We start from the raw sequence: 20,480 nt of genomic DNA on the forward strand, positions 1-20,480 counted from the left end.
CCTGTAGTGCCGGCCGCTGGCCGGCAACCCCCTAATTCAATGGCAACGCACAAGAATCGCCGTGATGTTGTCCGACCCACCGCCATCCAGCGCGGCGGCCACCAGCGTGTCCACGCATTCCTGCGCACTGGCGTCGTCGTAGGCCAGGGTGCGGGCGATGTCCTTGTCCTCGACCTCTTCGGTCAGTCCGTCGCTGCACAGCAGCAGCTGCATGCCCGGGCGTAGTTCGCCGGTGGTCGTGGCGACGTTCAGGTGCGCCGGGTCGGTCACCCCCAGCGCCTGGGTCACCACGTTGCGGTGCGGGTGGGCGCGGGCCTGTTCAGCGGTCAGGTTGCCCTGGGCGACCATTTCCTGGACCACGCTGTGGTCCTGGCTGAGCTGGGCCAGGCTGCCGTCGCGCCACAGGTAGGCGCGGCTGTCGCCGACCCAGGCCACTTCGTAACGGTTGCCCTGCACGCGCGCGGCGACCACGGTGGTGCCCATCGGCAGGCTGTCGTTGCGGCGGCGCGACGTGCGGATGATCTCCTCGTCGGCCACCCGGATCGCGTGCGCCAGGGTGGCGCCCTGGCGGATCTCGCGCACGATGGTTTCGCGCGCCAGTGCGCTGGCCACCTCGCCACAGGCGTGCCCGCCCATGCCGTCGGCCACCAGCCACAGTGCCAGTTCGCCGTCCCCGTAGTAGGTGTCCTCATTGAGGTCACGGCGCAGGCCAGGGTGGGTCAGGTGTCCGAATTCGATCATGGTCGCGCGCAGGCCAGGGAGTGTATTGCTGAGGGATAACGGCATGATCGCGGCCCTGCGGACATCCGGCAAGGCATCGATACAGAAGAAATTCATCGGCAACGGCGGAATGGCTTGCCGTCGGCGCGTCCTCACCGTATTATTCGCTCCCCGGTTCGCCGGGGACCATCTGGAGAGGTGGCAGAGCGGTTGAATGTACCTGACTCGAAATCAGGCAGGCGTTTATAGCGCCTCGGGGGTTCGAATCCCCCCCTCTCCGCCCGACACGCAAAAAAGGCCGCCCTTTGGGTGGCCTTTTTTGCGTGTCTGGCGGAGAGGGGGGGATTGCAACGGCGCGTAGCGCCGTTGCCCCCGCATGCTTCCTCTCCCCGTCCCTGTCGGGGCAGCCCCTCAACAGAGGGGCTTGCTTCTTTGGGTGGGTGCGCGGGTGCACATCTTTGCTGATGCGCTTTGCTGCGATGGGGTAGAGCCACGCCCTGCGTGGCTGATTTGCCCGGTAAACTCATTGCATTCCACTCAACGGCCACCCCCATGACCGCAGAAATTTCGGTTCCCGTCTCCTTTGGTGAGCTGCTCGACAAGATCTCGATCCTGCAGATCAAGTCGGAGCGCATCAGCGATCCGGCCAAGCTGGCCAACATCCGTGCCGAGCTGAGCGCGCTGGAGAAGACCTGGATGGCGCACCCGGCCGGGGTCAAGGACATCGCCAAGCTCCGCGCTGAGCTCAAGGACATCAACGAGAAGCTCTGGGATATCGAGGACAACATCCGCCTGAAGGACCAGGCCGGGGAATTCGATGCGGACTTCGTCGCGCTGGCACGCAGTGTCTATCTGAACAACGATGAGCGGGCGCGGATCAAGAAGGATCTCAATGGCGCGCTCGGGTCGCTGTTCGTGGAAGAGAAGTCGTACAAACACGCCAAGTGACTGCGTGAGGGGGAGGGCAACGCCTGGGCCGGCCAACGGCCAACGGCCGACGCTACCGTTGCTGCTGGTCCGTTACGTAGCGCTCGAAGGCGGCGATGCCGTCTTCCACGGTGATCAGCTGCATCACGTCGTCGAACTCGATCTTGGTGCCCCACTTGAGTTCGCTGGCGGGCTTGCCCAGGAACTTGCGCGCCGCGTCGTCGTAGCGGTCCACGCAGTAGCGACGGTCCGAGTAGGGGCCGCTGCGGTGAGGGTTGCTGGCGGCATGCAGGCCCAGCACCTTGGCGCCCATCGCGTTGGCGATGTGCATCGGCCCCGAGTCGGGGGTCATCACCAGCGCGGCGCGGGCGAGAAGGGCGGGCAGCTGCTTCAGCGTGTCCTTGCCCACCAGGTCCAGCGCCGGGGTCGCCAGCTGGGCCTGGATGGCGTCGGCCATGCCGCGCTCCAGCTCGCTGCGGCCACCGCACAGCACCACCCGCCAGCCGCGCGCCACCGCATGGTTGGCCACTGCCGCATAGCGGTCGGCGTACCAGTTGCGGCGCACATGGCTGGAACACGGCGAGATCATCAGCACCGGCCGGCCGTCGTCCTGCCACTGTGCCTGTGCCCATTCCACCGCCGCCGGTGGCACCGCCAGGTCCCAGCTGACGGTGGTCTGGCGGATGCCCAGCGGCTCGCCGAAGCTGCCGATCGCGTCCAGTACGTGGATGCCCGGGCGGTCGGGAATGCGTTCGTTGATGAAAAGCCCATGCAGGTCCTTCGAGCGCGCCTTGTCGTAGCCGATCCGGCGCGCCGCCGGCACGAAGGCCGACAGCACGTTGGCGCGGAAGGCCACCTGCATCTGCAGCAGCGCCTCGAAGCGGCCCGGCGGCAGCTCGGCGCGCAGGGCGCGCATGCCGGCCAGGCCGGTCTTCTTGTCGTAGGCATGGAATACGACGCCCGGCAGGCCGTCGAGCAGCTTGTGCCCGACCTTGTCGATGATCCAGTGCAGTTCAACGCCCGGCCGTGCCTGCTGCAGGGTCCGCACCAGCGGCACCACGTGGGTGACGTCGCCCAGCGCGGACAAACGCAAAAGACACAAGGAAGAGGACGCTGATGCCATGGTGTTGTTAGACTCGAAGGAATGGTCGCATTCGACGCCACTGAAGCACTGACGCCCTGCCGCGACGGACGCGGCATGGGGGCCATTCTGTTCGACCGCGAACGCCTGCGGCAAGCCGACATGAGCCTGTTCTCGCCTGCCCACTGGGGCGAACGGGCGCGGCCGGTGGGCGAGGGCGGCCGTGGCGGGGCCTTTTTCGTCGACGCGCCGTTCGGGCATTGCGTGCTGCGCCAGTACCTGCGCGGCGGCATGGCAGCCAAACTGAGCCACGACCAGTACCTGTGGCGCGGGGCCAACCGCACCCGCAGCTTCGCCGAGTTCCGCCTGATGCGCGCCCTGCGTGCGCTCAAGCTGCCGGTGCCGCAGCCCATCGCCGCGTTCTACATGCGCGACGGCCTGCGTTACCGCGCCGCGATCCTGATGGAACGGCTGGAAGGCGTGCGTTCGCTGGCCGACCGCGCGCTGGTGGCGGGGCGGGGCGCGCCCTGGGAAGAGACTGGGCGGCTGATCGCGCGATTCCACCGCGCCGGCCTGGACCATGCCGACCTCAACGCCCACAACATCCTGTTCGACGCCAACGGCCATGGCTGGCTGATCGACTTCGACCGCGGCGTGCAGCGCATCCCGGCCACCGCCTGGCGCGAGCGCAATCTCAAGCGCCTGCACCGTTCGCTGGTCAAGCTGCGTGGTGAGCGCAGCCATGAAGACGTCGAAAAAGACTTCGCGCGGTTGCGTCGTGCCTACGACCTGGCCTGGAACCGGGGGTACTGATGGACTGGTCGCTGCGGTTGATGGGGGTCGGCAACGCGTCGGCCGTGCAGCTCGGTTCGCCGATGGCGGTGATCGAGCGCGCGGGCCAGCCGTGGCTGACCATCGACTGTGGCGGCGAAGGCCTCACCGCATTCCTGGCGCAGTACGGGCGCATGCCCGACGCCCTGTTCGTCACCCACGTGCACCTGGACCACGTGGCCGGCTTCGAGCGGCTGTTCGTGGACGCGTATTTTTCGCCGGAACGTCGTGGCCGCATCCGCGTCTACGTGCCGGCGACGGTAGTGCCGCTGCTGCACCGGCGCGTGGCCGACTACCCGAACGTGCTGGCCGAAGGCGGCGCCAACTTCTGGGACGCGTTCCAGCTGATCGTGGTTGGCGATGCGTTCTGGCATGACGGTGTGCGCCTGGAAGTCTTCCCGGTGCGCCACCACTGGCCGGAAACCGCTTACGGCCTGCGCCTGCAGGGCGCCCTGGTGTGGAGCGGGGACACCCGCCCGATTCCGGAAATGCTGGCGCGCTTCGCGGCCGACAACGAACTGATCGCGCACGACTGCGGCCTGCACGGCAACCCGTCGCATACCGGCGTGGACGATCTGGAACGTGAGTATTCGCCCGAGCTGCAGGCGCGGATGATGCTTTATCACTATGCCAGCGAGGCCGATGGCGACGCACTGCGCGCGCGCGGACATCGCGTGGCGCTGCCGGGCGAGTGCGTCGTCCTGGCCACCCCGACCGCACCGACGCCAACGGCGTAACCGCCCCCTGAAACGGGTGACGGCCCCGCCGGCTGACCTCGGCGCCCGCGTCGATCGATACCGTTGCTGCCTTCCGGCCCTGGCGGGATTTTCGATCTAGCGTCGCGAGGGGCCGACGGGGCCGCCATAGAGACGTTGCACCGAAGTGCAGTCCACTAGTGTATCAGCAAACCCACGCCGACTAGAACCCGCGTAGCGACACGCCACGCGTGTCCCACGCACCGCCTGAATCCCCCGTATCCCACACCGCCCCCGGAACGCCCCCCAACCACCCCAATTGCTAGAATCCACCCCACACGTAGAGCGGGGCTCTGCCCCGCTGCAGGAGGACGGCCTCCCCCATATCGGGCAACAATCACCAGGACGACCTGGCCCCATAAGGAGGGCCCCATGGCCTGGATCTATCTACTCGTTGCCGGTGTACTGGAAGTCGTCTGGGCGTTCTCGATGAAGCAATCCGAGGGCTTCACCCGGCTCACCCCGTCCCTGATCACCTTCGCCACCATGGCCGCCAGTTTCTGGCTGCTCTCGCTCGCCATGCGCAGCCTGCCGCTCGGCACCGCCTACACCATCTGGACCGGCATCGGCGCGGTCGGCGCCTTCATCGTCGGCATCATCTTCCTCGGCGAGCAGGTCAGCGCGCTGCGGATCGGCGCCGCGGTGCTGATCGTCAGCGGGCTGGTGCTGATGAAGGTGTCGAGCAGCTGACGAAAACGCCGGCGGAAACAAACAAGGCCCCCGGGAGGGGGCCTTGTTTATGCGTCTCAACCGCGCGGCCTGCGTCATTTTGCAAGTCTTTGAAACGACTTCCGCTGCATCAGAGAGGATGGTTGAGCCTGACCTTGAGGTCCAAGGAAGGGGCATGCCTCTAGATGACAATGCCGCTGAGCTTATCCTGCAGCAACTACACAGAATCGAGCGCGGAGAGAGGGTGGGGCTCCTGGAAATCGGCGAGCTGACCTCGGCGCAATTTGAAGAAATCGTGCGCCTGAAACGAGAGCTGGGGCACGAGCCCCCTGGCAGTAGTCGCTTGGTGTACCTCGGTCGACACCACTACGACAGCCGTGTGCGCAGGGATGGTTACACGATCGGTGATCTGGTACTGCAGTTGGAAGCTGCGCTCGCCGAATCGTCAACAATAGAAATCGCCAAGCACATGACTGCCGTCGTAAGTGCCAGTGAGCGCGTCGATGGGTACGGAAACAGCGTTCGCGACCGCGCAATCCTTGAACTGCAGGCGCGCAAGCCAAGGGCAGAAGTCTATTCGGCAATTCCCAAGGGCGACAGAGTCAGCCCCCGAAACAAGCAAAGCCCCTGAAAGGGGCTTTGTTGAAGCGCCAATCCCCGGATAACGAAAACGGCCGGCGGCATTGGCGACCGGAAAAGGCTACCCCCAAGAGGACGCGTCTGCAAGCCCCCGATGAGTGGGAAACCCGTCGAACCAGCATCAGCGCTACGTCCATCAGCCCTTCAATGGTCGGGTATCCAGGATAGGTTGTGTCGCGTTCATCCCTGAAGCCAAATTTCCCACCAATCCGAGCGAAGCACTGAGCGCAATCAACGTCCGAATCCGGCCAGCAACCCTCCCCCGAAACGTGCACACTCGCGCTTTCCGCCCGGAGCTGCCCCGATGAACGACCTTCACGCGCGTTTCGAAGCACTGCACCACGCCAGCGAGCTGCTGGTCCTGCCCAATGCCTGGGACGCAGGCAGTGCCCGTCTCGCGCAGGAGAAGGGCGCGCAGGCGGTAGGCACCACCAGCGCCGCCATGGCCTGGTCCTGCGGGTACCCGGACGGCAGTGCCTTGCCGGAGGCAGCGCTGCTGCAGCGGGTGGCCGAGATCGTGCGGGCCACCTCGATCCCGATCACGGTGGATATCGAGAATGGGTACAGCGATGACCCGGAGCAGGTGGCGGCGCTGGCATCGAAGCTGGTGGAGCAAGGTGTGGTGGGTATCAATCTTGAAGACGGTGCGGGAGCGCCGGGGTTGCTGGTTGAGAAGATCAGCGCCATCCACCGTGCGTTGGCGGGCCGCCCGCTCTTCATCAATGCGCGTACCGATGTGTACCTGCGTGGCATGGCGGAGGGCGAAGCTGCCGTGCGGATGAGCGTGGAGCGGATGCAGGCTTATGCTGCCGCTGGGGCGAGCGGGGCGTTCGTGCCGTGCGTTGTGCAGCCTGCGGAGATGCGTGCGATGGCCGATGCGGTGCCACTGCCGCTCAATGTGATGTGGTTGCCGGGGTTGGTTGGGCATGCTGACCTCGTCTCTGCCGGCGTGCGCAGGTTGAGTGCGGGACCTGCGTTGTATGTGCATGCGTGGGCCGCGTTGGCGGGTGCGACGGAGGCCATGTTGGGTGGCGCGCTGGCGTGGCCGGAAGGGGCGCCGGGGTATGGGGAGTTGAACAGGCTGTTCGCGTGAACGGCGATGCGTAGTGACACGCCATGCGTGTCATCGGGGTGTGAGGCGAAGAGCTGACACGCGTGGCGTGTCACTACGAGAAGGGCGCGCTGCGCGCGGCGGTGCTTGTCCGGGCGTTTGGTCGAACTCGGGACGATGGTGGCCGTTTCATTGCCGGGGATTGCGGGGCCCATCCATGGGCCCCGCCCCTCCGCGCAGGCGCAGAGGGGCCAGCCATTCGGCTGTCCGGATTCGCTCCGGTCGAATCCGTCGAACCCGGCGTGGCTTCGATCACCCCCTCTCTCCGCCAAACCAATAAAAAAGCCGCCCCATGGGGCGGCTTCTTCATTGATCTGGCGGAGAGAGGGGGATCGGATCGACCCGAACCTAACCTCTTGACCCTGCAGCAGATCGCAAACCGGACAAGTGTCCTGTGTTGTGTCCCATGATTGTAGACGAACAGGTTCTGTCCGCGGTATCTCAAAGGTCCAGCATGTCACCATGGATTTGACTTCAAGTGAATCCTTGCTATGAATGTAGTTGGCCTTTGATGGGAGAGCACACGTGGAGTCTTGTAATGAGCAGGCGGGCGGCGACGTGCTAAAGCTCGCTAATTCTTCTGACGCACCCATTGACGACAACATTGTCGAATTATTCGAGGAGGTTTTTTCCTGGGATAAAGATCAGCTCACTTGGGTCCGCATTTGTTCGGGCCAACCTGCGTCGTTGATGGGGTGTAGGCTTTAACGGGGTGACTCGTTTGTAGCTTCTGGTCTGGCTGGGGCGTTAGCGCGAGAACGTCGCTCTGACACTTTGCCCAACGTTGCAGGGGTGGGGTTGGCTTGGTGTTTGGCTCGGGCGTTAGAGATAGGCTCATGGCTATCGAGCTCAAATCAGCAACGGTTTTTGCGATCCTCATAAAACCTGTTGTGGAGAAAGCTATAAGGTTGAGCGGCTCGGTGCCGCCTTCGCTGTCCTCGCAAAGGAAGTTAAGATAGTTTTGGAATTCTTCAGGTCCGAGACCTATTTCGAACCAATCAGTGCTCTGCTGCGTTCGCACGCCTAGCCTTTTCTCAAAGGCATAAGCCAAGGTAAAGGCCGCGCACGGATTGCCATCGGCTATTGTCAAATCAAAGCAACCCGCTGTCTTTTTAATGGTGGATGGGTCTGTGAGTCTGGATAAAGATCCGAGCGCTGTTTCGATGAAATAGGGGGACAAGCAGATTGATTCGATTGCGCTATCTTTGTCCTTGTCCTGCCAATACGCGAAATAGTGGCAGAGTGATGAGCGAAGCAGCATGTTAAACGCATTTTGTTGTGATAGCGGCTGGCTGTGATCAACTTCGGTGGCCGTCTTTATTAGCTTCTCATACGCATACTTGGCCCGCCGAATCTTGTCCTTCCCCCGCTTTCTTGGTCGCCACTCTGATGAGAACTCGCTCCTCTGGGACTTCGCTTCAAAGAGGAAAAACCTGCCGTTTAATGCCGTAGCTATATCGCCGGCTCTGCCTTCAGCGTTGCCCGCAAGATTGAATGTTGGATCGGGAATGGTGTCTTTAGTTAGCACCCATTGCGTATCTCTGATTCCGACTACTACAGATACTTCCCAAAGATCATCCATGGCCATATTCCTTATCTTGAAAGTAGAGTGGAAGTTGGTTTTTCAACTTGCAGCTCGATCATAGCAGCGAGCGGCCATTGTACCTGTTGCGAGATGTGGGAGGTCTATCCTGAGAGCTTTGCGTGGAGGACATATGGAAGCATTGGCAACCCACTCAGCAGGCCAAACACCCACGAGGCGCCTATCAGACTCAATAACGTCATGGTCCACCACTTCCACCAAGTGAACTAGTGCCCCTGCCCTAAGCCGCGCTCCTCAAACGGATACCGCAAAGCTGCCCTCCACGTTACGCGTGGGACCACGACCGGCCCGACGACGAGTCCGAAAAGTCCGAGGAATGCCGAGGCGGCGCGGCCCAGCAGGATGTGCCGTCCGATGGGTCATCAGCTAGCGCTAGGCGACGCGCGGGTAGTGCCGGGGAGAGATTCGTTCCACGTGCCTAAGGCGCTTTGGGAAGGTCAGCATCGGCTGACGGTCCAATCTTGAACAATACGTTTTTCTCGGGCCCATGGCCAAGAACGACCTGCCATCGAGTGAAACCGACGGAAATCTCCCCTGTAGAAGGAAGGTTGTCCTCCACGATTACGAAGTTCTGGCCTCGAAACTCATGGGATTTGGCGCAGACCGCCAAGCAAGTCCCCTTTCGTATCAGGTTGCCCAAGGCGACTTGTGTGTAGTCGGGGCTGAAGACACTGGTCTCATCCATCTCGATGCGCACCGAGGGATACGCTAATCCGATCCATCCATCCGCACCCTCCGATTCAAACCAGGAGAATTGACGGTGTCCGCTCAACACGAGGCAGGCGCTCTTCCCGCTCGGCGAGTTCCCGATGAGCAATGGTTCGTCCAAGTGCCTTCTGGGGAGGAGCAGCGAAAGCGGAGTGCAGGAGCTTGCACTTGCCACGTGAAACTCGCCTGTCGTAATCACTTCAGCGCCTCCTGGGATGATTGCTAGAGCTTTGAAGTGGCGCGATCAGTTGCTCCCAGAGAAGCTCTGCCGCGCCTTCCTGGGTAAGTTTTTGATCGCGATTGGAGCCGAACGCCGACATCCCCATGCTAGTAAGGAATAACGATTGGTCATCATGACCAACCGTGAGGGCCTCGTTGTAGGAGTTGCTGTCAAGCGTCTCGCCTTGCATGTAGTGAATGCCTCCGAGCATCCCGCCAAGGTAGACGGTTGCTCGAGCAACGTCGTGCCCGTCTTCGTAGATGGTGGCAAAGAATCGATTAGCGTCCACGCGCCGGAACGTGCCTTCATAGCCTGGATTGCGCCGTTGGAGTTCGCTCAGGGAATTCTCAAAGTGCTTGGCTATGTATTCAAAGGTCTCCGCTTTGAAGTGGTCCTTGTCACGCTGCGTGAAAGCTTTAGCCAATCGCAGATTGCTGGAGCGCGGTCCTGAGGTCGCTTCGGGACTGCGGTTGGCAGCTTCGGTTGGCATGGTGGGACGGGCAAGCAGCGGCGAAGATGAGGCGGGCACCCGATCCGCTTCGGTTACGCCTATCTTTCGTGCATGCTCAGCCGCAGCAGCGCGAACGGCCTTGGCCACTTGCAAGAAAGCTTCGTCCAGATCAGCCCATTGCTTTACGGGCTTGCCATCGGTTGGGGTAGCCATAAGCTTCCCAAAGGGGGCGTGATGCCATTCGCAGGCCCGCAAGATGACAGGGATGACGATTGCTTCGCCCGAGTCGTGCCTCTCCAGCGCACGCTTCATTTCCCGGTCATAGCAGTAAGGAGAGGCAAGGAAGTCGGGACTGACCAGCAGAAGAATGATGTCATCGGAGTTGATGTGCTCATCAATCGTCTTATCGATCTCCTGGCCGGCAACGATCCTGCGGTCGTGCCACGTTTCGATAGTCCCCTGATGCTTAAGCATTGCTAGCTGCTTTTCGAGCTGGTCGCGGAGTTCTTCGTCTGCGTGGCAATAGGAAAAGAAGACGCTGGGCAAGATCATGCTCCTTAGGGCGCTGGGGCGTAGTTTCGTGGGCTAGATTCTATCCAAATGTAGGCGATTCTGGTTCATGGCACAAAACGTGCCACCCCATCCCTGAATGTCGCTTTTAGGCGTCGCGTTAGGTGAGACCAAGGGGTGATCTAATGGGTCTCCAACCCAGTGGAGGTGTGACAATGAAAGACGGCATTTACCACGTGCGTTTCTCGTCGAACATGCAGGGCGTGGGTGAGGGTATCGCTGTATTCAAGGGGGAGGGCGTCAATGGTGGCGACTCTGGCTACACGTATTCAGGGTTTAAGCAGGGCAGTGGCGCTGGTTTTACAGCCAAGCTGACCATCAAGCGCTGGGATCCGGCCTCTGAATCTGTGTTCGGTGGACTCGACCAGTTCGAGCTCGATTTTCAAGGAATCGCAACGGCATCTGGCTTCATCGCTGAGGGCAGCATCGTTGGGCACTCAGAAGCTACGTTGACAGCAGAAGGACGCTATCTGGGCCCTGCGGCCTGACAGACCCCCAACAAGAAGGCCCCCAACTAGGGGGCCTTTTTTGATTCTGCGAATGCTTTTAGGCCTGCGTCAGGTGTGCGTAAAGCACGAAAAGGAACATTGGCAACCCACTCAAAAGTCCAAACACCCAGAAAGCGCCCATCAGCGTCAGCGGCGTCATGATCCACCACTGCCACCACGTAAAGCCCACATCGCGTGCCTGAGCTGCTCGGGCCTCGACCGGATAGCGAAGCGCCGCCTTCCGGGTTGCGCGTCGCGCCAAGAGCGGCCCGACGACGAACCCGAAAGGTCCAGTGAGAAGCAGGGCACCCGAATACCACCAGAAGAACCGGTCCCTGGGGGTCATCAACTTGCGGTCGACGGGCGCCGGTTGGCCGGAAAGGGGAGGCGGCGGAGCACTCATTTGGCGTAGGCCTTCCAGGTTCCCGACTCCTTGGCATACCGAAGATTTTTGCTGACCGGGACAGGCACCTGCTGGCCGCCAATGTCGATGGTCACCTTCCCCGTGGTGTCGCACCGATAGCCCGCCGTGTCCTGGGCCTCCACGCACCCGGTGAGCTGGAAGTCTTGGATGTTGGTGATCTGACCGGCTCCGCTCTGGGTAAGAAGGGAGGCCAATGCCTTTTCGGCATCGCTGCTGGAAGGCGGGCCGCCGCAGGCAGTCAGTGCAAACGCGGTCGCCAAGCCGGCGAAGGCAATCTTCGGTGCTTTCATAGTCATTCCTTGAGAGTTGAGCAGGGGCGGCGGTGGGCCGCCCTAGGGAATAAACGAACCGGTGGGCCGGTTTACCGGTCCCGGTTTCCTTCAGGCTTGAAGCCCGCAATCCACATGCGACCGTCCTTGAAGGGGGTCAGGAGCCCAGAAGCGCCGGGGTAGATGTCGGCGGTTTGGATAAAGCCGCTGACCCACGCCACGCGCAGCGCCACCTGGACAGCCTTGTCGGACACGCCAGGTCGGGAGACGTTGACCACGAACGGTTGGCTGGGCGGGGTGGGGCCAGAGGAGCGGGTTGCCCCGGTGTTGGGCTTACTGGGAGGCACGCGAACCCCCATCAACGTGTCCCGGCCCTTCCAGAGGGCCGAGGTGTTCAGCTCGGCGGAGTCGCCCAAGTCGTCCGTCTCGGTCAAGGCGGCATTGGCGCAGGTGCGGAAGGTCTCCGTCGTGGAGGCGCTGGCGCTGGTCCAGATCCTCGCCTCGACGGTCCAACAAGGAAGGGTCGTGCCCCATTCGGTGTAGGTCAGTGCCACCCGAGGCCAGTCGAGCTTCCCAAGTTGGGCTTGCTGGTGGTTGTCCTGCTTAAACAGACCAGGCAGCTTCCCCGCGCCGCTGACGGGCACGTAGATGGCCCCGCCATCCGCACTCGCGTTGGCCCCACCTTGGGTCGGTTTGACCCCCACCATCTGCTGCCCAGCGTCTTTCAGGCTGCTGCCCAGCTGCCGAAAGAATCCCGGTTTGTTGGGCCTTTCTTCCTGCTCGGGGTGGCTCGGCGCGGCTGCCCCTTGGGCGGTCAGCAGCAGTGCGGCCGCGAGGGCGGTGGCGATCCGTGTCTCGATCTTCTTCATGAAAACCCCTGTGGTTGGTCGGGAGGGTGCTACATTTCATGAAGAGTCTGCCATGCATTGAGGGACCACGTCATGCTGTCCACCCGAGTTTTCAACATCCGTTCACTTGCCCAGCACCGCCGCCCGTTCCCTGTTCGCCGCCCGCCTCAAACAGGCCCGAGAACTGCGCGGCATCGCCAGTCAGCGAGCGCTGGGGGTTTTGATGGGCCTCGATAAGAAGCTGGCCAGCAGCCGGGTCAATCGCTACGAGACCGAGGTCAGTGGCATCGACCTGGACGGGCTGGGGAAGTTGGCGGGCGTGCTTGGTGTCCCAATGGCTTATCTGGTCGCCGAAGACGAAGCGACGGCCGCCGTCGTGCTGGCGCTCTCCAAGCTCACGGCCAGCCAGCGCGTTGAGTTAGCAAAGCAGTTGAGCCAAGCGCAGTAGTCTTGCCTTCCCAGCCTGCTCGCGACACGCGTCCTGCGCTTCAGACTTTTTGATCAGCCGAAATCGGTGTGCAAGCGCCGCATGAATGTCGGGCGAAAGGCGGTCCGGGTATGATTTCGCTCTCACCTTCCACTGGCAGCCCATGCGCCTTACCAAGCTACAAATGGCTATCGGTCACTTGCAGGCGGCTTGTGAGCTGTATCTCGCAGATGCCCACCCGGCGAGCGTCGTGCTCTTGGCAGGGACAGCGGAAGACATGTTTCGGTGCCTCCCCGCGACCAACGACACCCCTGCCGTGGGTGAGCACATGCTGCAATATGCGAGGCAACTGACGACTCGCCCAGACCTGCGCTACCGTGAAATCGAGGACGACATGGTTGGCCTTCGCAATTCGGTCAAGCACGTCAATCGCGATGACGAATCCCACGTGGAGGTTGGTCGCAGCGACATTCACCGCTACTTGGTCGGGGCCCTTATGAATGGGTTTCGCTGCGGAGTGGAGCTCAGCGAATCGATGGTCGAGACGTATGTCCGCATCGTTGACGTCGACGATGGCCTGGAGCGCCCGACCGGTTAGGAATTAACCTTTGCAGGACGGGCCGGCCGCGCCTGCACCTGCTCATTCTTCCCGTATAGCACGGATGAGCTGGGTAAAGCGATAGGGCTTGGGAAGGTAGCGCACGCCTGGCGGGATGGGGGGGAGCTGCGCCTTTTGGAAGCCAGAGACCACCAGCACGCGGGCTTGTGGCTGGGTATTCACGACCTCGGCGGCCACCTCAAGACCAGAGACGCCTTCAGGCATGCAAACGTCGGTCACGACGACCTCGTATCGGGTCTCGCTTCGGAGCTTTGCGATCGCTTCGACCCCATTGCTGGCTGCGGTAACGGCGAAGCCCTGGCCCGCGAGGGCTTCCACAACAACCGACCTCAGGTCGTCCTCGTCTTCTACAAAGAGAACATTAATAGCCATTTCAGACCTCTTGAGCCGGGAAGCACAACGTGACCTGCGTGCCTTGGCCTGGCGTGCTGGCGAGCTGGGTGAAGCCCTTGGAGTGGGATGTGAAGCCGAACACTTGGCTGAGCCCGAGACCACTGCCACGCCCGACGGGCTTGGTAGTGAAGAACGGCTCAAACACGCGAGCTTGGTCGGCCAGGGAAATGCCTTCCCCATTGTCTGTAACGGCCACGCAGACGTAGGTCTGAAGCGCCGAATCCGGTCGAGACGGATCCCGTAGCTGCTGCGCAGACGCTGTGATCTCGATGTTCCCGCCGTGGGGGAGCGCGTCCCGGCTGTTGCACACCAGGTTAAGAATCGCCGCCTCCAACTGCGACCGATCCAACTCTAGGGCGGGAAGAGAAGCGGGGACGGCTGCGGACAGCCGAATGTTCCCGCCTGCTGCCCGCTGGAGGAGCGGCTGGATGTCCTCCAACAGACCCGCCAGCGTCAATTCCTCGGGCGCCAGCGCTTGGCCGCGGCCGAAGGTCAGCAACTGCCGGGTCAGCAGGGCACCGCGTTCAATGGCCCGCTGCGCGGTGTCCACCAAAGTGGCCAACGCGCCGTCCTTGACGCGAAGGCTGAGCAGATCAAGGCAGTTAGCGATGATGGTCAGCAGGTTGTTGAAGTCGTGGGCCAGGCCCAAGGTGAACTTGCCGATCGCCTCCATCTTCTGGGCCTGCAGCAGGCTCTGCTGCGCCTCCTCAAGCTGCTCCTGGGCCGTGTGCCGCTCGGTGATGTCGCGCGTGATCTTGGCGAAACCCAACAACTCGCCATTTTCATAAATGGGGTCAATCACGACACTGGCCCGGAATCGGGTCCCGTCCTGCCTTAAGCGCCACCCCTCATCGACATAGCGACCCTCGGTTGCAGCGGTTTGCAGGTTTCGCTGCGGCAGGCCTGCCTCGACCTCCTCGGGGAGATAAAACCGTGCAAAGTTGGTCCCTATGACCTCCTCGGCGAGGTAGCCCTTGATGCGCTGCCCGCCTGGATTCCAAGTGCGAATGACCCCCTCCGGGTCGAGCATGTAGATCGCGTAATCTGTGACAGAGTTCACCAACAGCGAAAACTGGCGCGATTCGTCGTTGAGGCCGTGTGGCGTGGTCGAACGTGGGGTCACTGGACATCCTCGGGTTGCCGCCAAGGTAGTGGCCGACTTGTAAAAAATTCGTAAAGAAGCAGGTTTGACGCTTCCTTCACCCAGTCCTTACACTAGGCTGTATGGGTCAGACTCCGGCGTTGCCCCCGACCTCACGCCTCAGTGGAGATCCACCATGCTGCTCCCTAACAAAAAGCTCCATGTCTTCCTGGTGGAGGATGAGCCGACGTTGATGGACGTGGTCGAGCAGACGATCACCCAGTTGGGCCACAGCGTGACGGAACGCGCCGAACGCTTGGAAGACGCGTTGAGCAAGGCCGCAGCAGGCGGGTTCGACGTAGCAGTGCTGGACGTCAACCTCAATGGCCAGGATTCTTTTCCGGTTGCTGACGCGCTGATCGCCCGAGGCATCCCCTTCGTTTTCACCACCGGCTTTGGTGCGAACAACTTGCCGGAGCGTTTCCAAGGCGGCTACCTCTTGGAAAAGCCGTTCAGGCTGCGCGACATCGGTCAGATGCTGGATCGCTTGGCGCAATCGCTCTAGCGGGGCGTCACCGCTGATCCTTCCTAGGCTTCGAGGGTGGACTGTCGATCCCACTCCGCAATCTTTGCGTTGCTGACGGCTTGGTGCGTGCCGCAATGTTCGCAGCGGACCAAGGTGCCTCCGGGCAGATGGACCAACGCATGGTCGTCTGAAGTGGACGCCCTGTCGCAGCGGCCGCAGTTCAGCGTGACCCCTGTCACACGATCCACGCCGCCGGCGGCATTGAAGACGGCCTCGAACCGCTCGATGCTAAATAATCCAATGGTGTTCATGCGCTGCCCCCTGTCTCAGTATCCGCAGCATGAGGGAACCCGGATGATTGGGGCGTTAGCGTAGTCATGAAGGGGCTGCACGGGGCCTTCACGCCGCACCCTCCATCACCGGACGTTTCTTAATAGGCAGGTAGGGTGGGGCTGTCGCTTTACCTGGAGTCCAACATGCCCCTGCGCGCCATCGCTTACGTCAGTGAAGCCGACCAGCCTTGGGAGCGAGCCGAGGTGGAATCCATGGTGGAGCGGGCAGCGGCGTTCAATGTCCAAGCAGGCGTAACGGGGATCTTGTTCTTCGACGGCCAACGCTATCTTCAATACTTCGAAGGGCCTGAGGATGGCGTCTCGGTCGCATATCAACGGATCCAGAGCTCGTTGCTGCACTCCAATGTCATGGAGCTCGCGCGGGGCCCCGTGGGGCGGCGCCTGGTGCCGTATTGGAGCATGCGGTGGCTGCTGGCCGACCCCAGCCACGTGCTAACGATGGTGAAAGCCGACTGGACGGGGTTCGTTCGCTCCGACGCGCGGCAGAACGACCCAGTCACGGCCATGGAGCACCTGCATCGTTACGTTCAGCCTTACATCGCCGGGGCGGTGGCTTAGCCGCTGAAGCCACCGCCGGACGAATCGTCGCCTTAGGCACCGCCCCGATTTGAAAAGATGCCTACACACCGGCGCCGCTCCCCGTGTGTTGCGAGCGGCGCCGAATGTAGCGAGCGTCATTTAAGGGGGGGCGTCGTCTGTTGGTAGGTGCCGATGGCCTCGCCTCCGCCGATTACATGGCCCTTGGCCGCTTCAAGCACTTCGTCTCTGCTCGCCCCGGGCTTCAGATCCAGCAGCGCATCCAGGGCCAGCAGCTGGAAGTGATAGTGATGCGGCGGATCGCCGACGGGGGGCTTAGGCCCAAAGTAACCAATCGAGCCGCGGCTATTTTTCCCTTGCAGCATGCCTGCAGGCTTCAGGAGGCGTGGGTCCGCGGGAAGGCCTTCGGGAAGTCCGTTGGCGGTCGCTGGGATGTTGTAAGCCACCCAATGCACGAACGGTTTGGGGTCCGCGGCGTCCGGGTCTTCCATGATCAGCACATACGACTTGGCGTTCGGCGCCGAGGCCCAGGACAGCGGCGGAGAGGCATCGTCGTGATAGGCGCTGAAGCGAGGGGGCAGCGGTTGGCCCGAGACGAAGCCCGACGACCGCACGTCCGTCTTTCCGACGTTCCCCACCCGTTGCAACGCCAAGGGAACGCCCGAGCCCGCTTGGACCTGGGCTGCTAAGACGTCTGCGGGAACGGTCTTGGGCGCAACAGTGGTTGACGGTGCTGCGCCGTAGCTCACGCGATAGATGACCCCATTGGCATCGTCACCCACCAGCAACGCACCGCCCTTGGTCATGGCCAACCCGACAGGGCGTGCGATGTGGGCCTTCCCGCCGTCGACCAGGAACCCGGTCAGGAACGGCTCAAATCCCACCGGTTTTCCGTTTTCGAAGCGAACCCGCACGACCTCGTAGCCCGAAGCCGGTTTGCGGTTCCAAGACCCTCGCATTGTCACGAACGCGTCGTCGCGATACGCGGCGGGGAACTGACCGCCGTTGTAAAACACGAGTTGCATCGGGGCCGCGTGGGCGGTGTAGCCCAGCACCATGGGCTCGCTCATCGCCGCCCATTGCTTCTTGCTGATCTGCCCCGGCGGCGTGCTTTGGGGGTTCTCCCCGCCTTTGCCCCAGATGTGGGGCCATCCGTATTGCTTCCCCTTTTGGATCCGGTTGAGTTCTTCGGGCTGCTCGTTGTCGCCCAAGTAGTCGATGCCGTGGTCCATCCCCCACAGCTCCCCAGTCTTCGGGTCCCAAGCAAAGCCAATGGTGTTGCGCAGCCCACTGGCGAAGATGGAGCGGGACTTTCCGTCTGGGGAAGAGCGGAGGAGGGTGGCGTGCTCCGGATTGGTCTCATTGCAGGCGTTACAGGATGACCCGACGCTGATGTAAAGCATCCCGTCCGGTCCAAACGCCAAGGTCCGATTGGGGTGCTGACCCCCGTCGGGCAGGTCACTGATGATGCGCTCCTCCGGCCCCAGCGTGCCGTCCGGACGGATAGGGGCGCGGTAGACATCATTCACCGTGGCCACATACAACATGCCATTGGCGACGGCCAAGCCGTGAGCGCCCGGCCGAGTGAAAACGACCTTGGGCTCTGAATCGAGCGTGCCATCCTCGTTCTGGTCCTCGAGAAGCAAGACATCCCCTTGGTCTCTGCGTGACACGTAAATACGCCCGTCGGGAGCAACGGCAATGATGCGGGGATTCTGGAGGCCTTGGGCTAAGGGGCGAACCTGAAACCCGTTTGGAACCTTCAAGGCCTGCATCCGGTTGGGCGTGGCGTCCACCTTGGCCGGCTTGAAGGTATGGACGCCAGCCTGCACGTCGGTGCCATCGCCCTGCTGGGCGAACACTGCGGGGGAGGAGAGAAGAAGCAGCAGTAGCGCAGATCGATTCATTGTCAGGTCCAGGCGCATCGGGGCATTCAGCTTCCGCCTGGGACGATCAACACCTCGAGAACAGGATGCATGCGCCGCGTTATGGGCGCTGCTGGCTCAACCAGGTTGGATTCCTGCCCTAACCCTTTTGCACTGCTCGCCCTCGCTTTGCCTTCACGGTGACCTCGCCCCACACACATGGGAGCAGCGTTAGGTTGAAGTTCCATCCACCTACGAGATTTGCCATGGCCGAACTTAAAGAGAACCTCCTGGACTGGCTGCGCGACGCGCATGCAATGGAGCAACAGGCGGAAACGATGCTCAAGGGCCAAGCCTCTCGGATCGAACACTACCCGGTGCTCAAGGCCCGCATTGAAGAACATATTCAAGAAACCATCGGTCAGCGCGAGTTGCTGGAAGGCTGCATCAGGCGCTTGGGCAGCTCTCCCTCCACGATCAAAGACGTGATGGGCAAGATGTCAGCGTTCGGCCAAGCCGTTGGTGGAATGACCGCCTCCGACGAGATCGTCAAGGGCGCGATGGCGGGGTATGTCTTCGAACACTTCGAAATCGCCTCCTACACTGCGCTCATCGCCGCCGCAAAAACGGCCGGCGACTCCGAAACGGTCCGGGTCTGCGAGCAGATCCTCGTGCAGGAAGAAGCCATGGCCGATTGGTTGGCCGCACACCTTCCGGAAATCACTGAGGAGTTCATGGTTCGCGACGCCACGCCCGGCGTCGAAGCCAAGAAGTAATCGGCCTGCGCATGCGCGCAAGCCACGTCCCAGCCATCGCTAGAGGACTACCCCATGTTTTTGCACCACAAGAAGCTGATGTATACCGTCCGGGTCGAGCGCTCTGACCCCGCCCTTGCGACCCTCATGTTGGAACAGTTCGGCGGCCCCCAAGGCGAATTAGCCGCCGCGATGCGCTACTTCACCCAAGCGCTGGGCGAAACCGATCCGGGAAGAAAGGACCTTCTCTTTGACATCGCCACCGAAGAGATCAGCCACCTGGAAATCATCGGCACCATCATTGCCATGCTCAACCAGGGGCCCAAGGCTGTTCAGTCCGAGGGCATGGCTGAGGTGGAAGACATGCGCAACCTGGGCGGGAACAGCACCAGTCACACGCAGCAGATCCTCTACGGGGGCGGCCCCGCACTTGTGAACTCAAGCGGCGTGCCGTGGAACGCAGCCTACATCGACTCCATTGGCGAGCCCACTGCGGATCTGCGATCGAACATCGCCGCCGAGGCCCGTGCCAAGATTGTCTACGAACGCCTCATCAACGTCACCGACGATCCCGGTATCAAGGATGCATTGCGCTTCCTGATGACGCGTGAGATCGCGCACCAGAAGTCGTTCGAAAAGGCGCTTTACAGCATTCGCCCCAACTTCCCGCCCGGAAAGATGCCCGGCGACCCCGCGTTCACTGATCTCTACATGGACATGTCTCAGGGAGAAGGCGACGCCGCCGGCAGCTGGAACAGCGGTGATCTGTGGGAGCAAGTCAGCGATCGCGACGCCCAGGCAGCGTTGGATGGCGGCGACGGCGATTGTTCTGTGGGCCTCTCTGAGCGGGAAAAACTTGCGCTGGAGGCAGTCAGCTTGCGCACGCTTTCGGATCCCGAGGAAGATCCGCTCACTGGCGCGGAACTGGCCACCGGGGAAGGCGCCGGAGCAACGAAGAGTCCAGCTAGGGAGCCATGAGCATGGTCGACTACAACGAGTCGGCCGGGTAGGCGGACCCCATGTGGACCCCGTCGAGCCAAGGCGTCGCATACGCTGCCTACCTAGGGTGGCTGGGCTTTGGTTTGGCGGATTTTACCATCCACCGCCGCGCCGCACTCCCTCAGACCTCCGGGGTCAGGGAGAGCGCGCTGCACGGCGTCCAAATATTCTTCGTGGGGATAGGGGTGCTGGTGTGGGCGGTGTTTGAGAGTTCATGGGCGGTCGCCGCACTATTGGGTGGACTGGCGGTCCTTCATGCGACAGCGGCCTTTGCAGACACGAAGGTTGCCGATGCGACCCGGCACGTGGCGCCCGTTGAGCAACACGTTCACAGCGTCCTGGACATCGCACCCTGGGGTTTTGCCGCCTTTACCGCTTTCACCGCTGACCCGACATGGGCACTGACGTGGGACAGCAAACCGATATCGGTCTGGGCAGCGCTCATCTTGCCGCCCGTTCCCCTGGTCCTCATGCCGTGGGTTGCAGAGTTTCGCGCCGCGCTTTTGGCGAGCCGCCTTCCCTGATGGACGCCGGCTGGTTCACAGCGCGGCAACGCGCGCTGTCCTAGAACGGCCTTTGGAACGAGTATCCGTGCTCTTCTGCGGTTCCAA

Annotated in this window: 25 protein-coding genes, 1 tRNA gene and 1 other RNA gene; 15 read left to right on the top strand and 12 right to left on the bottom strand. The window is 62.2% G+C overall.

What is annotated here, in order from left to right:
* Positions 1-36: 36 nt before the first annotated feature.
* The gene (locus tag PDM28_RS04440; RefSeq protein WP_070207962.1) at positions 37-741 is read right to left on the bottom strand and encodes a PP2C family protein-serine/threonine phosphatase; all 705 of its coding nucleotides are present in this window, start codon (positions 739-741) and stop codon (positions 37-39) included.
* Between the two features lie 171 nt (positions 742-912).
* Here PDM28_RS04440 and PDM28_RS04445 point away from each other — a divergent pair.
* Positions 913-1,000, top strand: a tRNA-Ser gene (locus tag PDM28_RS04445).
* Between the two features lie 272 nt (positions 1,001-1,272).
* Positions 1,273-1,668: a DUF6165 family protein gene (locus PDM28_RS04450; protein ID WP_102944198.1), complete on the top strand. Its 396-nt coding sequence runs from the start codon at positions 1,273-1,275 to the stop codon at positions 1,666-1,668.
* A 52-nt stretch (positions 1,669-1,720) separates the two neighbouring features.
* Here PDM28_RS04450 and PDM28_RS04455 read toward each other — a convergent pair whose 3' ends face one another.
* Positions 1,721-2,770 (bottom strand): glycosyltransferase family 9 protein, encoded by a 1,050-nt coding sequence (locus PDM28_RS04455; RefSeq protein WP_311183926.1) that lies wholly within the window; start codon positions 2,768-2,770, stop codon positions 1,721-1,723.
* A 21-nt stretch (positions 2,771-2,791) separates the two neighbouring features.
* Between PDM28_RS04455 and PDM28_RS04460 the strand changes: the two genes are divergently transcribed.
* Entirely contained in the window at positions 2,792-3,541 is a 750-nt protein-coding gene (locus tag PDM28_RS04460) for a 3-deoxy-D-manno-octulosonic acid kinase (RefSeq protein ID WP_070207959.1), read from the top strand.
* Entirely contained in the window at positions 3,541-4,296 is a 756-nt protein-coding gene (locus PDM28_RS04465; protein ID WP_311183927.1) for an MBL fold metallo-hydrolase, read from the top strand. Before PDM28_RS04460 ends, PDM28_RS04465 begins: the two co-directional genes overlap by 1 nt.
* A 22-nt stretch (positions 4,297-4,318) precedes the next feature.
* Here PDM28_RS04465 and ffs read toward each other — a convergent pair.
* Positions 4,319-4,415, bottom strand: an RNA gene (gene ffs, locus PDM28_RS04470) — signal recognition particle sRNA small type.
* 271 nt (positions 4,416-4,686) lie between these two features.
* Between ffs and PDM28_RS04475 the strand changes: the two genes are divergently transcribed.
* The 3 genes from PDM28_RS04475 to PDM28_RS04485 all read left to right on the top strand — a co-directional run bounded on the left by PDM28_RS04475 (position 4,687) and on the right by PDM28_RS04485 (position 6,715).
* A complete protein-coding gene (locus PDM28_RS04475; RefSeq protein ID WP_102944195.1) occupies positions 4,687-5,004 on the top strand; it encodes a DMT family transporter in 318 nt (105 codons plus the stop codon).
* A 43-nt stretch (positions 5,005-5,047) separates the two neighbouring features.
* On the top strand, positions 5,048-5,614 hold the full coding sequence (locus PDM28_RS04480; protein WP_311183928.1) for a hypothetical protein: 567 nt from the start codon (positions 5,048-5,050) through the stop codon (positions 5,612-5,614).
* Between the two features lie 312 nt (positions 5,615-5,926).
* Entirely contained in the window at positions 5,927-6,715 is a 789-nt protein-coding gene (locus PDM28_RS04485) for an isocitrate lyase/PEP mutase family protein (RefSeq protein WP_311183929.1), read from the top strand.
* A 667-nt stretch (positions 6,716-7,382) separates the two neighbouring features.
* On the opposite strand, the gene PDM28_RS04490 is transcribed toward PDM28_RS04485, so the two are convergent.
* Together PDM28_RS04490 and PDM28_RS04495 are read right to left on the bottom strand one after the other, a co-directional pair.
* Positions 7,383-8,315: a hypothetical protein gene (locus tag PDM28_RS04490; RefSeq protein WP_311183930.1), complete on the bottom strand. Its 933-nt coding sequence runs from the start codon at positions 8,313-8,315 to the stop codon at positions 7,383-7,385.
* 929 nt (positions 8,316-9,244) lie between these two features.
* Entirely contained in the window at positions 9,245-10,267 is a 1,023-nt protein-coding gene (locus PDM28_RS04495) for a toll/interleukin-1 receptor domain-containing protein (RefSeq protein WP_311183931.1), read from the bottom strand.
* A gap of 173 nt (positions 10,268-10,440) precedes the next feature.
* Here PDM28_RS04495 and PDM28_RS04500 point away from each other — a divergent pair, with 173 nt between their 5' ends.
* Positions 10,441-10,773 (top strand): GrlR family regulatory protein, encoded by a 333-nt coding sequence (locus PDM28_RS04500; protein ID WP_311183932.1) that lies wholly within the window; start codon positions 10,441-10,443, stop codon positions 10,771-10,773.
* 58 nt (positions 10,774-10,831) lie between these two features.
* On the opposite strand, the gene PDM28_RS04505 is transcribed toward PDM28_RS04500, so the two are convergent.
* From PDM28_RS04505 to PDM28_RS04515, 3 genes are all read right to left on the bottom strand, one after another.
* Positions 10,832-11,176 (bottom strand): hypothetical protein, encoded by a 345-nt coding sequence (locus PDM28_RS04505; protein ID WP_311183933.1) that lies wholly within the window; start codon positions 11,174-11,176, stop codon positions 10,832-10,834.
* Positions 11,173-11,487 (bottom strand): hypothetical protein, encoded by a 315-nt coding sequence (locus PDM28_RS04510; RefSeq protein WP_311183934.1) that lies wholly within the window; start codon positions 11,485-11,487, stop codon positions 11,173-11,175. Before PDM28_RS04510 ends, PDM28_RS04505 begins: the two co-directional genes overlap by 4 nt.
* A 71-nt stretch (positions 11,488-11,558) precedes the next feature.
* On the bottom strand, positions 11,559-12,335 hold the full coding sequence (locus PDM28_RS04515; protein WP_311183935.1) for a hypothetical protein: 777 nt from the start codon (positions 12,333-12,335) through the stop codon (positions 11,559-11,561).
* Between the two features lie 130 nt (positions 12,336-12,465).
* Here PDM28_RS04515 and PDM28_RS04520 point away from each other — a divergent pair, with 130 nt between their 5' ends.
* Positions 12,466-12,762 carry a helix-turn-helix domain-containing protein gene (locus PDM28_RS04520; RefSeq protein WP_311184639.1) on the top strand — a complete coding sequence of 99 codons (297 nt, stop codon included), beginning with the start codon at positions 12,466-12,468 and terminating at the stop codon, positions 12,760-12,762.
* A gap of 142 nt (positions 12,763-12,904) precedes the next feature.
* Complete coding sequence (locus PDM28_RS04525; RefSeq protein WP_311183936.1) at positions 12,905-13,339, top strand: hypothetical protein; 435 nt, start codon at positions 12,905-12,907, stop codon at positions 13,337-13,339.
* 42 nt (positions 13,340-13,381) lie between these two features.
* On the opposite strand, the gene PDM28_RS04530 is transcribed toward PDM28_RS04525, so the two are convergent.
* Complete coding sequence (locus tag PDM28_RS04530) at positions 13,382-13,732, bottom strand: response regulator (RefSeq protein WP_311183937.1); 351 nt, start codon at positions 13,730-13,732, stop codon at positions 13,382-13,384.
* A 1-nt stretch (position 13,733) separates the two neighbouring features.
* Complete coding sequence (locus PDM28_RS04535) at positions 13,734-14,876, bottom strand: two-component system sensor histidine kinase NtrB (RefSeq protein ID WP_311183938.1); 1,143 nt, start codon at positions 14,874-14,876, stop codon at positions 13,734-13,736.
* Positions 14,877-15,030: 154 nt separating this feature from the next.
* On the opposite strand from PDM28_RS04535, the gene PDM28_RS04540 reads away from it, so the two are divergent.
* Positions 15,031-15,399, top strand: coding sequence for a response regulator (locus PDM28_RS04540; RefSeq protein WP_311183939.1), 369 nt, complete (start codon positions 15,031-15,033; stop codon positions 15,397-15,399).
* Between the two features lie 23 nt (positions 15,400-15,422).
* On the opposite strand, the gene PDM28_RS04545 is transcribed toward PDM28_RS04540, so the two are convergent.
* A complete protein-coding gene (locus tag PDM28_RS04545; protein ID WP_311183940.1) occupies positions 15,423-15,671 on the bottom strand; it encodes a hypothetical protein in 249 nt (82 codons plus the stop codon).
* Between the two features lie 165 nt (positions 15,672-15,836).
* Here PDM28_RS04545 and PDM28_RS04550 point away from each other — a divergent pair, with 165 nt between their 5' ends.
* Positions 15,837-16,271: a BLUF domain-containing protein gene (locus tag PDM28_RS04550; protein WP_311183941.1), complete on the top strand. Its 435-nt coding sequence runs from the start codon at positions 15,837-15,839 to the stop codon at positions 16,269-16,271.
* A 116-nt stretch (positions 16,272-16,387) separates the two neighbouring features.
* On the opposite strand, the gene PDM28_RS04555 is transcribed toward PDM28_RS04550, so the two are convergent.
* Entirely contained in the window at positions 16,388-18,175 is a 1,788-nt protein-coding gene (locus PDM28_RS04555; RefSeq protein WP_311183942.1) for a YbhB/YbcL family Raf kinase inhibitor-like protein, read from the bottom strand.
* 206 nt (positions 18,176-18,381) lie between these two features.
* On the opposite strand from PDM28_RS04555, the gene PDM28_RS04560 reads away from it, so the two are divergent.
* From PDM28_RS04560 to PDM28_RS04570, 3 genes are read left to right on the top strand one after another with little or no spacing between them, the layout of a single operon-like run.
* Positions 18,382-18,891: a ferritin-like domain-containing protein gene (locus PDM28_RS04560; RefSeq protein WP_311183943.1), complete on the top strand. Its 510-nt coding sequence runs from the start codon at positions 18,382-18,384 to the stop codon at positions 18,889-18,891.
* Positions 18,892-18,945: 54 nt separating this feature from the next.
* A complete protein-coding gene (locus PDM28_RS04565; protein WP_070206334.1) occupies positions 18,946-19,848 on the top strand; it encodes a manganese catalase family protein in 903 nt (300 codons plus the stop codon).
* A gap of 41 nt (positions 19,849-19,889) precedes the next feature.
* Entirely contained in the window at positions 19,890-20,393 is a 504-nt protein-coding gene (locus PDM28_RS04570; RefSeq protein WP_311183944.1) for a hypothetical protein, read from the top strand.
* Positions 20,394-20,480: the final 87 nt, after the last annotated feature.

Origin of the sequence: Stenotrophomonas aracearum, assembly GCF_031834615.1 — a bacterium.
GTDB classification, from domain to species: domain Bacteria; phylum Pseudomonadota; class Gammaproteobacteria; order Xanthomonadales; family Xanthomonadaceae; genus Stenotrophomonas; species Stenotrophomonas aracearum.